We start from the raw sequence: 13,035 nt of genomic DNA, 5'->3' as shown, positions 1-13,035 counted from the left end.
CTCATTCTTTGTCGAGCTTGCCAACCAGGGACAGCGTGAAATCTGCCCCCATGTACTTGAAGTGCGGTCGCACACTCAGGTTGATGCGGTACCAGCCGGGCTCGCCCTCGACATCACTGACAACGATGCGTGCGGCGCGCAAGGGGCGCCGACCACGCACTTCGGCACTGGGGTTTTCCTGGTCGGCGACGTACTGGCGAATCCACTTGTTGAGTTCCAGTTCCAGGTCTGTGCGTTCCTTCCACGAACCCAACTGCTCGCGCTGGAGGACCTTGAGGTAATGGGCCAGGCGATTGACCACCATCATGTAGGGCAGCTGGGTACCCAGGCGGTAATTCAACTCAGCTTCCTTACCCTCCGGGCTTTGGCCAAAGAGTTTCGGCTTTTGTACTGAGCTTGCGGAGAAGAACGCGGCATTGTCGCTGCCCTTGCGCATCGTCAAGGCAATGAAACCCTCTTGCGCCAGCTCGTATTCTCTACGGTCGGAAACCAGTACTTCGGTTGGGATCTTGGTTTCGATTTCTCCCATGCTCTGGAAGTGATGCAACGGCAAGTCCTCCACCGCACCGCCGCTTTGCGGTCCGATGATGTTCGGGCACCAGCGAAACCGCGCGAAACTGTCGGTGAGCCGCGTGGCAAACGCGTAGGCCGTATTGCCCCACAGGTAGTGCTCATGGCTGTTGACCACGTTTTCCTGGTAGGCGAACGTCTTGACCGGGCATTCGAGAGGATCATAGGGCGTACGCAGCAGGAAACGCGGTACGGTCAGCCCGACGTAACGCGCGTCTTCGCTTTGGCGAAAACTTTGCCACTTGGCGAATTGCGGGCCTTCGAAATGGTCCTTCAGATCTTTGAGGTCCGGCAGACCGGTAAAGCTTTCCAACCCGAAAAACCCAGGCCCGGCTGCGGCGATAAAAGGCGCATGGGCCATGCACGCCACACTGGAAGCGTATTGCATCAGCTTCACATCCGGCGCACTGGGGGAGAGAAAGTAGTTGGCAATAATCGCGCCCACAGGCTGGCCACCAAACTGGCCGTATTCAGCGCTGTAGATATGCTTGTACAAGCCGGACTGGGTCACCTCCGGCGAGTCTTCGAAGTCCTCCAGCAGGTCCTGCCGGGAAACGTTCAGCAGTTCGATCTTGATGTTTTCGCGAAAGTTGGTGCGATCCACCAGCAACTGCAGCCCTTTCCAGGAGGCTTCCAGGGCCTGGAAGTCCGGGTGGTGCAGGATCTCGTCCATTTGCAGGCTGAGCTTCGTGTCGATCTCGGCAATCATCCGGTCGACCAGGCGCTTTTTCACCGGCTCGCCACGGTTCTGCGGCTTGATCAATTCTTCGATAAACGCAGAGACGCCCCGTTTGGCAATGCCATATGCCTCGTCGTCGGCACTCAGTAGCGTCTGGGCGACGATAGTGTCAAGGATGCTGTATTGATCGGCGGATTGTGTCGGTTGCACGTGTTGTCGTGTGGTCATGCGGTCAGTGTCCTTTTACTGAGAAATATCAGGCGTCGGGGTTGTTCAGGCCCAGCTCCACCAGTACCCGTGCGCGGGACTCGTCATCGGCCAGTGCCCGCTCGATAGCTGTGCGAAAGCTCGGGGTGTTGCCCAACGGACCTTTGAGCGCCATCAGTGCCTCGCGCAACGCCATCAGCTTGTGCAACTCGGGAATCTGCTCAACCAGATTCGCGGGATTGAAATCCTTCATGGAATCAATGCGTACCTGAATGGCCAGTTCCTCCACGTCCGCCTCCTCCTGCAAGCGATTAGGTACGTTCAGCGTCAGGCTCAACGCCTGCTTGGCCAACACGTCATCAAGGGTGTTCTTGTCGATCGCGATGGGCTTGCGGTCTTCAAGCTTGCGCACGTCTTCACGCAGGGTGAAGTCTCCCAGCACCAACAATTTCAAGGGCAGCTCGACCTCTTCCTGCGCCCCGCCGATGGCGGGTTTGAACGTGATATTGATACGTTCCTTGGGGGCTACCGAACCTTCTTTGGCCATGGTGTCTCTCCTTTTTCAAGTGGCTCGAAAGCCTATTCAAGTACCGCTTCCAGATCGAAGAGGCACAGCCTGCGATGGGTTTCGTCCTTGCGCTCGCGCACGGCGTGGTTGTGTGGCAGCAAGTCGCAGCAGCGGTACAGAAGCTGTGCCACCTGGAGGGCCAATTCCGGCTCCCAGCGCTCCAGGCCCGTGCGTTGCAGTTCGTGGTCCAGCTGTTCGAGCTGGATTTTCGCCAGCTCATGCTTGCCCGCCTGCACACACAGACGCGCCTGGGCCAGCCGCCAATGAAAACGCGCACGATCACTGCGAGCGGCATACAGGCCCTGCTTGAGCTCCCGTATGGCGACCTTGAGCCCGTCCTTGCGCAGTTGAGGCGCGACCGCCTGCAAGGCGATTTCCCAAGGCTCGGCTTCGGCATCAACCACCACTGCGGGTGATTCGGGCATGTGCAGGTGACGGGCAACCTGCAGCGTTATCCAGTCACGCGTCGCGGCGTCGGCAAACGGCGCACCGTCGTGAAAGCGAAATTCCGGCAGGTCCGGCAAGCGTTGCAGCAACAGCGCGAAGGTCACTTCCAACTCAGTCATGGCCTGGTTGGCCTGCAGGACCTCCAGGCATTGCCAGAGCATGCGCAACCCATCGAACCAGAACATCGCACCGGCGAGACTGGCCTCGAGTTCAAGCACGAGGTCGGCGTGATGGCCGTGGGCAAAATGTTCCTGATAACGCTTGAGCTTGTCGGGTGCGGGTCCACGCAAAGTGGTGACCCGCTCGCTGTCGGCATCCGGATAGCTGGTGAGCGCCAGCCACGTCAATGTTCGATTCAGGCGCAGGGCCCGCAGGTCGGTGGCGTTCTGGCGCAGCCACCAGGTACACAGCGTTCGGCCCTGTTCCTGAAGGGTACGCAGCAGCCTGTGGGCGTCCTTTTCGTTCTCCACCTGTGTTTCGGGCTTCAGCAATTGGCTGGTCGCCTGCTTGACCTGTGCGATGACGCCGCTCACCCCTGCCGCCGGGGCTTCACCTTGTGCGGCACGCTCCAGGCGCTGGGCCAATTGCCTGCGAATCGGCAACAGCAACGGTGCGGCATCGCCCAAGTGCTCGGCCCACAGCTCGTCAAGGCGCACCAAGTGCTCATGCACGGCGCGGAACAAGGGCTGCTGGTTCTGGAGCGACAGGCTTGGCGTGAACAAGGCTTCAAGGCGCAATACCAACCATCCGAATGCCGCGCCGCGGGTGCGTGGTTTCCCGGGATGGACCACCGCCCAATGATGCTCGCAGAGACAGCGCAATAACCCGAGTCCGGCCAGCAAACCCGGGTAGGACTCACGCTGGTGCAACGCCCAGGTCAACCAGACAGCGACCCGCAGATCCTTGGACTGTTGGCGCAGGAGGGTCTCGCTGTTTTCCAGGACTTTGCCCCAATCGGGTTGCCCGCTGCCATGAATCGATTGCGCCTTGGCAAGCTCGGACTCCAGGACCTCGTATTCACTCGAAAAGCGCATATCACTGCCAGCAAAGCTTGTTTGCGTGCAAGGCGAGCGTGCAACTTCAAGGTAATAATCATACAACTTGTCCGGATAAGCCATTTGACACCGCGCAAAACTAAACAAGACAGTAAAGGCCAACTAAGCACATACAACTCGCGCATCAGAACGCCATCTCAACTTCACCGGAAGCCCTGCGAAGTTCACGAACCTTAGCTACGCCTAAAACATTCAGCAAGCGACGGAAGCACACTTAATCCTTTTCCTACAGCCCCCTTTTCCCAAGGACATGCGCAGCATTTTGCACACTCAATCGTCCACTCCCGGCGTAAAACCCCCGACAACTTCAACAGTCTCTAAATAATCTATCTGGGCAAGTAAATGCGCACCACCGCGCAATCAAACACTTAATAACTCCCATAAAAAACGCCTACTTTTTGAATATTTATTCAAATACGGCACAGTACCCCTTGCTTCATTGGCTCGCATACTTTCAGGCACGTTTCTTGTTATAGGCAATTAACCAACCGACGCCTTTGTCGATTGGAACTACCTCATCAATCAGGCAAGGAAACCCGTCATGCCAACACCCGCGTATCTTTCCATCACCGGTGTCAAACAAGGTCTGATTACGGCAGGCACTTTTACCCAGGACTCGGTAGGCAACATTTACCAGGAAGGCCATGAGGACCAGATTCTGGTCCAGGCCTTTTCTCATCAGGTGATCATTCCGCGCGACCCGCAATCCGGCCAGCCAACAGGCCAGAGGGTTCATAAGCCGTTGATGATCAGCAAGGTGTTCGATAAGTCCTCGCCCTTGCTGTTCAGCGCATTGACCAGCGGCGAAGAGGTCAAGTGCCGGCTGGAATGGCTGCGCACCTCGTCGGCCGGCACTCAGGAACACTACTTCACCATCGAACTGGAGGGCGCGACCATCGTGGACATCCAGTCACGCATGCCCAACTGCCAGGACCCGGACAACGCCCATTTCACTCACCTGGAAGATGTGTACTTCACCTACCGCAAGATCGTGTGGACTCACGAAGTGTCCGGCACTTCCGGGTCGGATGACTGGCGCAGCCCGGTTGCGGGCTAAACCGCGCTGACGCAGGCGCAGTGCCAGGGACGGCACCGCTCCTGCTCCCCGGCTACCGCTACACCATCGCCAACGGGTGCTTGCGCTGGGGTGCACCGAACACGCGATCGATAGCGTCCAGGTCGTGCTCATCCAACACCAGCTTGGCTGCTGCTGCGTTGAGTCGCACGTGTTCCGGGGTGACGGCCTTGGGTATTGCGATCACACCGTCCTGGCGCAGCACCCACGCCAGGGAAACCTGCGCCGGCGTAACCTCGTGGCGACGGGCGATCTGCTTGAGGGTTGGGCTGGACAACAGTTCGCCGCCCTGGGCGATCGGGCAGTACGCCATCAAGGGCAAGTGATGCTGTTGCCACCAGGGCAGCAGGTCGAATTCGATGCCGCGTTCTTCGATGTTGTAGAGCACCTGGTTGGTGGCGCAGGCCGGGGAGGCGAGTTCCTGCAGGTCGGCCACGTCGAAATTGGACACGCCCCAGCGCCCGATCTTGCCGGCTTCGCGCAGGCGCTCGAAGGCTTCGACGGTTTCTTCAAGGGGGTACTGGCCACGCCAGTGCAACAGGTAAAGATCGATAGAGTCCGTGCCCAGGCGTTGGAGACTGGCTTCACAGGCACGGGGCACGCCCTTGTGGTTGGCGTTGTGCGGGTAGACCTTGCTCACCAGGAACACCTGGTCGCGCCTGCCACGAATGGCTTCGCCGACCACCGTTTCGGCGCCGCCCTCACCGTACATTTCGGCGGTATCGATCAGGGTCATGCCCTCGTCGATGCCCAGTTGCAACGCCGCGACTTCAGCGCGGCGCTGGTCGGGTTTTTCGCCCATGCGCCAGGTTCCCTGGCCGATGACGGGAACGGGAACGCCCGCCAGATCGATGGTACGCATGACAACCTCCTGATGAGTTCGCGGATTAACAGTGTGGCATTGGCCGGACAAAAGGGTTCAATCGAAGTATGGTTAGCCTCTGCGAAGTCGCCAGGAAGGACCTGCAATGCTGTTTGTCGTCATGCTCGGGGGTAAGCACCCTCGGGCGAAAATCGAAGTCCACGATGTGGTGTTTGTTGTCGCGGACACGTTGGAGGCCAGCTACCCGCAATTGCGCGAGGGCTGGTTTGGCAGCCCCAAGGGCATGCATATCGATGCGTGGATGGCGGTGGATGGCGTCGACGGCTGGAAGGTCGAGTTCAGCCCGCTGGCACCTGCCGCCGGTGCGCATCACCTGTATTTCATCAATCTTGGCGGTTATGAGTCCGATAGCTTTGGCGAAGCCCACCACTACCTGTTGGTGGTGGCCCGCAATAAACAGGAGGCTACGAGCAAGGGCAAACAACAGATGCTGCGCCACTGGTCCCAGGCCCACACCGACGCCGTGCTGGATATCGATGATTGCCTGCCGATCGACCTGGTGGACGGTCGATATGTTCACCTGGTACAGGGCCCGCACCGGCCGATCCGCCAGCAGAACGACTACATCGTCCTGACCTGACCCCTACCCGAACGGGGTATGGCGCCCGCCCGCTCCCTGCCTGACAGTGCACTCAGTCGCTCAGCCTGATAACAAGCACAGCTCAAAGGTGGGTTCCCATGCGTAAAGCCTTTTTCGCCCTGTTCAGCGCCGTATGGCTGGCTTCCCCTGCAGTCAGCCAGGCCGCTGACGACCCAGGCAATACGTTGCGCATCTACAACTGGGCGGACTATATCGGCGACACCACCCTGGCCGATTTCGAGAAAGCCACGGGTATCAAGGTGGTCTACGACACCTACGATTCCTACGAAACCGTGCAAGGCAAATTACTCTCCGGACGCTCCGGTTATGACCTGGCACTGCTCAATGCGTCGCTGGTGCCGCTGCTGATCAAGGGCAACGTGTTTCAGCCCCTGGATAAATCCCGGCTGCCCGACTGGAAAAACCTCGATCCCCTGGTCCTCAAGAGCCTGGAGGCCCATGACCCCGGCGTCGCCTACTCGGCGCCCTACACCTGGGGCAGCAATGGCGTGACCTACAACGTCGACATGATCAAGGCGCGCATGCCGGACGCCCCGCTCGGCTCCCTGGCGATGATCTTCGACCCCAGGATCGTGTCGAAATTTGCCGATTGCGGCATCACCTTCATGGACTCGCCCACCGACATGATTCCCCTGGCCCTGACCTATCTCGGCCTGGACCCCAACAGTGTCGCCCCCAAAGACTTGAAGGCTGCGCAAGACGTGCTGATGGCCGTGCGGCCCTACATTCGCAAATTCGATTCCAGCGGTTTCATCAACGGCCTGGCCAATGGTGACTTGTGCCTGGCCACCACGTGGTCGGGCGACTACGCCACCGCCCAGGCACGGGCGACGGAAGCCGGGGCCAAGATCAAGCTGGATTACTTCATTCCCAAGGAAGGCTCGTTGATCTGGTTCGACAACTTTTACATTCCGGCCGATGCGCCCCATGTCGCCAATGCCCACAAGTTCATCGAATTTCTCCTGCAGCCCAGCACCATGGCCGGCGTCAGCAACACCATCCACTACGCCAACAGCAACCTGGCGTCCAAGCCGCTGGTCAACGCCGATATCCGCGACAACCCGGCTATCTACCCGGACCCGGTGACGATGCAGCGCCTGTTCACCCAGAAAAGCCAGCCACCGGCCGCCGTGCGCCTGATCACCCGTACCTGGAACGCCGTCAAGACCGGCAAGTGACTCCCAGCCATTGAAGGTAAACGCCATGACTCTGCCAAATCCTGAATTCTTCGCCCAGTTCAACCACGCGCAACTGGACGCCGCCGACAAAGCCCACTACATGCATGGCTTCCACATGTTCGACGAACACCGCGAACAAGGCTCGCTGAACATCGCTGCGGGGGACGGTGCCTATATCTATGACACCCACGGTAATCGTTACCTGGACGCGGTCGGCGGCATGTGGTGCACGAACATCGGCCTGGGCCGCGAGGAAATGGCCGATTCCATCGCCAACCAGGTGCGCCAACTGGCCTACTCCAACCCGTTCTGCGACATGGCCAACGTGACGGCCATCGAGTTGTGCGCGAAGCTGGCGAGCCTGGCCCCGGGCGACCTCAACCATGTGTTCCTGACCACCGGCGGTTCCACGGCGGTGGATACGGCCTACCGGCTGGTGCAGTTCTATCAGAACAGCCGCGGCAAACCGACCAAGAAGCACATCATCTCGCGCTTCAGTGCCTATCACGGCTCGACGTTCCTGACGATGTCCATCGGCAACAAGGCCGCGGACCGGGCGCCGGAATTCGATTTCATGAGCGACCTGTTTCACCACATTGCCTGCCCCAACTACTACCGAGCACCGGCAGGGATGAGCGAGGCGGAGTTTCTCGACAGCCTGGTCAACGAGTTCGAAGACAAGATCCTCACCCTCGGCCCGGACAACGTGGCCGCGTTCTTTGCCGAGCCGATCATGGGCTCCGGTGGCGTGATCATTCCGCCCAAGGGCTACCACCGGCGGATGTGGGAAATCTGCCAGCGCTACGACCTGCTGTATGTCGCCGATGAAGTGGTCACCTCGTTTGGACGCCTGGGCGCATTTTTCGCCTCCGAGGACGTCTTCGGCATGCAACCGGACATCATCACCACCGCCAAGGGCTTGACCTCGGGCTATCTGCCGCTGGGCGCATGCATTTTCTCGGAGCAGATATGGCAGGTGATCGGCGAGCCGGGCAAGGGCCGCTGCTTTACCCACGGTTTCACCTACAGCGGCCATCCGGTCAGCTGCGTGGCGGCGCTGAAGAACATCGAGATCATCGAGCGGGAGCACCTGCTGGCCCATGTCGAGGACGTGGGTGCGTACTTGGAGCAGCGCCTGCAAACCCTCGCCGGGCTGCCGCTGGTAGGTGATATCCGCTGTCAGCGGCTGATGGCCTGCATCGAGTTTGTCGCCGATAAACACACCAAGGCACTCTTGCCGGATGCGGTGAACATTGGCGAGCGCATCCACCTGCGGGCCCAGGCCAAAGGTTTGCTGGTACGCCCTATCGGGCATTTGAACGTGATGTCGCCGCCGCTGATCATTACCCATGCGCAGGTGGATGAGGTGGTCGAAACCCTGCGTCAGTGCATCCTCGACACCGCCACCGAACTGCGCCAGAGCGGCGAGTACCAGGGACGATGAGCCACAACGCCGAGCCTGCCTCGGCGTTTTTGCCGCAGCGCTGGCCGGCGGGTAGACTGGCCAGCATGAACGCACCTATCGATCAGCCCCCTGCCCTTTGCCTCCAGGCACTCGAAGCCTGGCACGACGCCCTGGGCCAGGCGTTTATCCATGTCGATGAAGCGTCATTCCTCGGGCACCTGGCCGCCGCGCTGTGTGCCTTGTGCCCTGTCGAATCGATGATGATCAGCCTGGAACGCCAGGGCCTGGCGCCGCATCTGCTCTATCAGCAAGGCATTCCACGGGCGCATCAGGACGAAATCATTCATCGCTACTTTTCCCGTGGCTATCAGTTGGACCCGTTCTGCCTAGCCGTCGATAAAGGCCTGGCGGAAGGCTTCTACTCGCTGGCGGAAATTGCGCCGGATGACTTCTTCAACAGTGAGTACTACAAGACCTATTACCTGCGCAGCGGCGGCGCCCTGGAAAGTTACTACATCGTCGACCTGTGCCCGCGCAGCAAGATATCCCTGTGCATGTTCCAAGGCCTCAGTGCCGGGCAGTTCAGTGAGGCGCAGTTGGCCTTGCAGCGTTCGGCCCACTCGGTGATCCGCGCGTTGCTGCACCGGTTTGGCACGACGGGTGGGTTGGACAAGGTGGTGGGCGACCAAGCCTTCAGCCAAACCCGTGTGCATCAACAGATCGAAGCGGCCTTCATGGGTTTTGGAGATGGGCTGCTGACGGTGCGTGAGCGGGAAATTGCGCACTTGATCCTGCGCGGGCACTCGGTGAAATCGACGGCGCAGGTGCTGGGGATTTCGCCGGAGACCGTGCGCATGCACCGCAAGCATGTGTACACCAAGCTCGCCATCAACTCCCAGGCGGAGCTGTTTGCATTATTTATTGAATGGATGAGCCGGCAGCAGTAGGGGTTACGCCCTTCCCCTTCCCCTTCCCGCAGGAGCCCACCGATGACCTGGTTTTCCGACCCCGACGCTGTCGCCCGCTACGCAGAAGGCCCTGTGCGCCTGGTACCCGGTTTCGATGGCCTGCAGCGTATGAGCACACTGCTGCTGCGCGAAAGCGTACCGGCCACGGGCAATGTACTGGTATTGGGCGCGGGCGGCGGGCTGGAGTTGAAACGGTTTGCGGACGCCGAGCCGGGCTGGCGTTTTGTGGGGGTGGACCCGTCTGCCGAGATGTTGAAACTGGCGCAGGCGACGCTGGGGCCTTTGCTGGACCGCACGCAGTTGCATGAGGGCTATATCGACACGGCGCCGCTGGGGCCGTTTGATGGCGCCACGTGTTTGCTGACCCTGCATTTCATTCCGGCGGCCGAACGCCTGCAGACGCTCAAGGCACTCTGGCAGCGGCTGTCACCTGGTGCGCCGCTGATCGTGGCGCATCACAGCTTCCCACAGGCCCCGACGCAAAAAGTCCGCTGGTTGAAACGCTATGCGGCATTTGCAGTGGACTCGGGGGTGCCGGCGGTCGATGCCGAGCGGGCGATCACCGCGATCAGTGCGCAGCTTCCGGTGCTGTCGCCCGAGGAGGATGAGGCGCTGATGAAGGAGGCCGGCTTTGAAGGTGTCGAACTGTTTTACGCCGGTTTCAGCTTCAAGGGATGGGTGGGCTACAAGCCGCGCTAGCAGCTTTACCAACTGCCTGATGCGCCACCGCCACCGCTCGAGCCGCCGCCCCCGGACGAGCTGCTCGAGCTGGAGCTGCTGGAACTCGAGCTTGACCCACCGTCCGAACTCGACCCCGACCCGCCGCCGGTCTTGCCAAAGATGAACAGCGCCGCAAATGAAGCGATGGGGAACGCAAACAGCCAGCCGTTACGCCCCAACTCCATCAGAAAACCCGCCGCCACATAAACCGCTACAGCCGCCAGCAACCGTGCGACGAAGCCCGCCCGACTCTGCTTCCAGGCCTCCTTCATGATCACGAACAGGATCAGGTACAAACCCAGCACCACCAACGCACCGACGGGAAGCGCCAGCCAGTGGATGAAGTTGACGTCTGCGTACCAGTGATCCACCGCCAACAACGCCAGGATGTAAGTCAGCAGCCCGACCACGCAGTAAAACACCGCCCGCGCCATCCACAACGCGCCGAACGTTGCGCCGCCGATCAGCAGGATCAGTGGCATCACCAGCAGGAACATCAGCCAGTCGCGGCCACCGCCAAAGATCGCCAGCAGCACCGTGGCGGCCACCGCCGCAATCAAGGCGCGGCGCCAATGCAATTTGCCGGCGGCGATCAGCACACCGCCCACGGCGCCGAGGATAAACGCCAGCAGGATTGCGATGATCTGGGGGTTGATCCCGGGCGCCGCGACGCTGGGCAAATCACCGCCGTCCACCAGCACGACCAGGTCATTCACGCCCTGGGCCACACCGCCCGCATAGTCGCCCTGGCGAAACGCCGGGGTGATATGTTCTTCGATGATGCGGTGGGCCAGCAGGTCGGTGACGGTGCCTTCCAGGCCATACCCCACCTCGATACGCACCTTGCGGTCGTCCTTGGCCACCACCAGCAGGATGCCGTCGTTGACGTCCTTGCGGCCCAGCTTCCAGGCGCGGAACAGTTGGTTGGCGTAATCCTCGATGCTCGCGCCGCCGGTGGTGGGCACCAGCAGCACGGCCACTTGCGAGCCTTTGCGCTGTTCAAGCTCGGCGAGCTGGTTTTTCAGACGGTTGGTGGTGTCGGCATCCAGCGTGTTGGTAAGGTCGATCACCCGCTGATCGAGGGCCACGCCGATAGGCGAAGTGTCCGCCTGGACGGTGCCAAACAGGCTGGCGACCATCAGCACCAGCAGACTCAAGACGGATTGCCGTGCACACCGCATCATGTTTTGTTACCTGAAATTTCTTCCTGAAGGCGGCGACTTTACCTTATCTGCGCTGTAACGCGTGACCCGCAGTTGACCGTGCAGTTTCAGGCCACGTAGGCGCTGCCCTGCATCACCGGCTCCACACTGCCGGTCAGTACGACACCGCCCTCGCCCGCCCACTGCACGGTCACCGTGCCGCCGTCGCACTGCACCTGCACCGTGGCGTCCAGCAGCCCGCGCCGGATCCCGTTGACCACCGCGCCACAGCAGCATGAACCGGAGCCCAGCGGCACACCGCCGCCGCGTTCCCAGATGCGCAGGCGGATACGGCCGCGGTCGAGCACCTGCACAAAATGCACATTGGTCCTGGCCGGGAACAGCGGATGATTTTCCAGTGTCGGCCCCAGGGCTGCTATGTCGACAGCCGCGATGTCCTCCACGAAAAACGTGCAATGAGGATTGCCCATGCTGCACGCGGCCGGGTCGCCTTCGATGGGCAAGGTCCGTGTGTCCATGGCTTGGGACAAGGGCACTGCCGCCCAATCCAACGACGGCTCGCCCATGTTCACTGACACTTGCCGGCCCGATTGCCGCACGCAGGTGAGCAGGCCTCGGTCGGTACGCAGCACGATCGAGTCGGTGCCGGCTTCATGCATCAAGCGGTCAGCCACACCACGGGTGGCGCTGCCACAGGTGGCCAACGGTGTGCCGTCGGGGTTCCAGAACCGGATACGCGCCGCGGCTTCTTCGCAATCGAGGACCACGGCCAATTGGTTGAAGCCAACACCGGTATGCCGGTTGCCCAACTGACGGGCGATGGGCGCGGTGATGGGATCGTCCAGGCCACGACGATCAATGATGATGAAATCGTCGCCGTGGGCGTGCATCTTTACGAACGGCAAGCGCATGGGCTGTCCTGTGATCGACCTGGGGAGAACGGAAGGATACCCTGAACCGACCCACCCTTATCGAGCGCAACGCATGCTAATTGTCTTCAGCGGACTGCCCGGCACCGGCAAGACCACGATTGCCCGCGAATTGGCGCGCCAGACGGGTGCGGTTTACCTGCGTATCGACGTGATCGAACAGGCGATCCGCAGCGCCGGCGTGCTGGCGGACGATGTGGGGGCCAGCGGCTACGGCGTGGCGACTGCGCTGGCATCGAGCAATCTGCAACTGGGCCACACGGTGGTGGCCGACTGTGTGAACCCGGTCAGGGAAAGCCGCGAGGCGTGGAAGGCGTTGGCGGCAATGGCAGCGGTTGAGCTGATCAATATTCGCGTGGTGTGCTCTGACCGCCAGGAACATCAACGGCGGGTGGAACGCCGTGTGGGGGATGTTCCCGGCCTGACGCCACCCACCTGGCAGTCTGTGTTGGCGCATGAATACGAAACGTGGGATGGAGCGTCGATGGAAATCGACACCGCGCTCTTGACCCCGGATCAAGCCGTCGCAATGGCCTTGCAGCACCTCACAGGTGCCGAATAGACAATCCCTGTGGTGAGCGGGCTTG

Annotated in this window: 13 protein-coding genes; 7 read left to right on the top strand and 6 right to left on the bottom strand. The window is 60.9% G+C overall.

The genetic code is table 11. The annotated features are described in order from the left end of the window. Nucleotide 1: 1 nt before the first annotated feature. From tssC to tssA, 3 genes are read right to left on the bottom strand one after another with little or no spacing between them, the layout of a single operon-like run. On the bottom strand, nucleotides 2-1,477 hold the full coding sequence (gene tssC / locus BM70_RS0123825; RefSeq protein WP_025858365.1) for a type VI secretion system contractile sheath large subunit: 1,476 nt from the start codon (nucleotides 1,475-1,477) through the stop codon (nucleotides 2-4). Nucleotides 1,478-1,505: 28 nt separating this feature from the next. Further along, the gene (gene tssB / locus BM70_RS0123820; RefSeq protein WP_025858364.1) at nucleotides 1,506-2,003 is read right to left on the bottom strand and encodes a type VI secretion system contractile sheath small subunit; all 498 of its coding nucleotides are present in this window, start codon (nucleotides 2,001-2,003) and stop codon (nucleotides 1,506-1,508) included. A gap of 32 nt (nucleotides 2,004-2,035) precedes the next feature. Beyond that, a complete protein-coding gene (gene tssA, locus BM70_RS0123815) occupies nucleotides 2,036-3,589 on the bottom strand; it encodes a type VI secretion system protein TssA (RefSeq protein ID WP_025858363.1) in 1,554 nt (517 codons plus the stop codon). 478 nt (nucleotides 3,590-4,067) lie between these two features. Here tssA and BM70_RS0123810 point away from each other — a divergent pair, with 478 nt between their 5' ends. Continuing rightward, nucleotides 4,068-4,583, top strand: a complete 516-nt coding sequence (locus BM70_RS0123810) for an Hcp family type VI secretion system effector (protein WP_025858362.1) — start codon at nucleotides 4,068-4,070, stop codon at nucleotides 4,581-4,583. Nucleotides 4,584-4,641: 58 nt separating this feature from the next. On the opposite strand, the gene BM70_RS0123805 is transcribed toward BM70_RS0123810, so the two are convergent. Further along, complete coding sequence (locus BM70_RS0123805; RefSeq protein WP_025858361.1) at nucleotides 4,642-5,463, bottom strand: aldo/keto reductase; 822 nt, start codon at nucleotides 5,461-5,463, stop codon at nucleotides 4,642-4,644. Nucleotides 5,464-5,569: 106 nt separating this feature from the next. On the opposite strand from BM70_RS0123805, the gene BM70_RS0123800 reads away from it, so the two are divergent. The 5 genes from BM70_RS0123800 to BM70_RS0123780 all read left to right on the top strand — a co-directional run bounded on the left by BM70_RS0123800 (nucleotide 5,570) and on the right by BM70_RS0123780 (nucleotide 10,335). Then, nucleotides 5,570-6,064 (top strand): DUF1543 domain-containing protein, encoded by a 495-nt coding sequence (locus BM70_RS0123800; RefSeq protein WP_025858360.1) that lies wholly within the window; start codon nucleotides 5,570-5,572, stop codon nucleotides 6,062-6,064. 98 nt (nucleotides 6,065-6,162) lie between these two features. After that, nucleotides 6,163-7,263 carry a polyamine ABC transporter substrate-binding protein gene (locus BM70_RS0123795; protein WP_025858359.1) on the top strand — a complete coding sequence of 367 codons (1,101 nt, stop codon included), beginning with the start codon at nucleotides 6,163-6,165 and terminating at the stop codon, nucleotides 7,261-7,263. A 25-nt stretch (nucleotides 7,264-7,288) separates the two neighbouring features. After that, the gene (locus tag BM70_RS0123790) at nucleotides 7,289-8,707 is read left to right on the top strand and encodes an aminotransferase (RefSeq protein ID WP_025858358.1); all 1,419 of its coding nucleotides are present in this window, start codon (nucleotides 7,289-7,291) and stop codon (nucleotides 8,705-8,707) included. A gap of 65 nt (nucleotides 8,708-8,772) precedes the next feature. Then, complete coding sequence (locus tag BM70_RS0123785; RefSeq protein WP_025858357.1) at nucleotides 8,773-9,615, top strand: helix-turn-helix transcriptional regulator; 843 nt, start codon at nucleotides 8,773-8,775, stop codon at nucleotides 9,613-9,615. A 42-nt stretch (nucleotides 9,616-9,657) separates the two neighbouring features. Continuing rightward, a complete protein-coding gene (locus tag BM70_RS0123780; RefSeq protein WP_025858356.1) occupies nucleotides 9,658-10,335 on the top strand; it encodes a bifunctional 2-polyprenyl-6-hydroxyphenol methylase/3-demethylubiquinol 3-O-methyltransferase UbiG in 678 nt (225 codons plus the stop codon). Between the two features lie 5 nt (nucleotides 10,336-10,340). On the opposite strand, the gene BM70_RS0123775 is transcribed toward BM70_RS0123780, so the two are convergent. Further along, nucleotides 10,341-11,540, bottom strand: a complete 1,200-nt coding sequence (locus tag BM70_RS0123775; RefSeq protein ID WP_025858355.1) for a YgcG family protein — start codon at nucleotides 11,538-11,540, stop codon at nucleotides 10,341-10,343. Between the two features lie 86 nt (nucleotides 11,541-11,626). Further along, on the bottom strand, nucleotides 11,627-12,430 hold the full coding sequence (gene dapF / locus BM70_RS0123770) for a diaminopimelate epimerase (RefSeq protein ID WP_025858354.1): 804 nt from the start codon (nucleotides 12,428-12,430) through the stop codon (nucleotides 11,627-11,629). A 73-nt stretch (nucleotides 12,431-12,503) separates the two neighbouring features. Here dapF and BM70_RS0123765 point away from each other — a divergent pair, with 73 nt between their 5' ends. After that, a complete protein-coding gene (locus tag BM70_RS0123765; protein ID WP_025858353.1) occupies nucleotides 12,504-13,010 on the top strand; it encodes an AAA family ATPase in 507 nt (168 codons plus the stop codon). Nucleotides 13,011-13,035 lie beyond the last annotated feature (25 nt).

It is taken from the genome of Pseudomonas sp. CHM02, assembly GCF_000612585.1.
Lineage (GTDB): Bacteria > Pseudomonadota > Gammaproteobacteria > Pseudomonadales > Pseudomonadaceae > Aquipseudomonas.
This window is presented reverse-complemented; position numbering and strand designations above follow the sequence as displayed.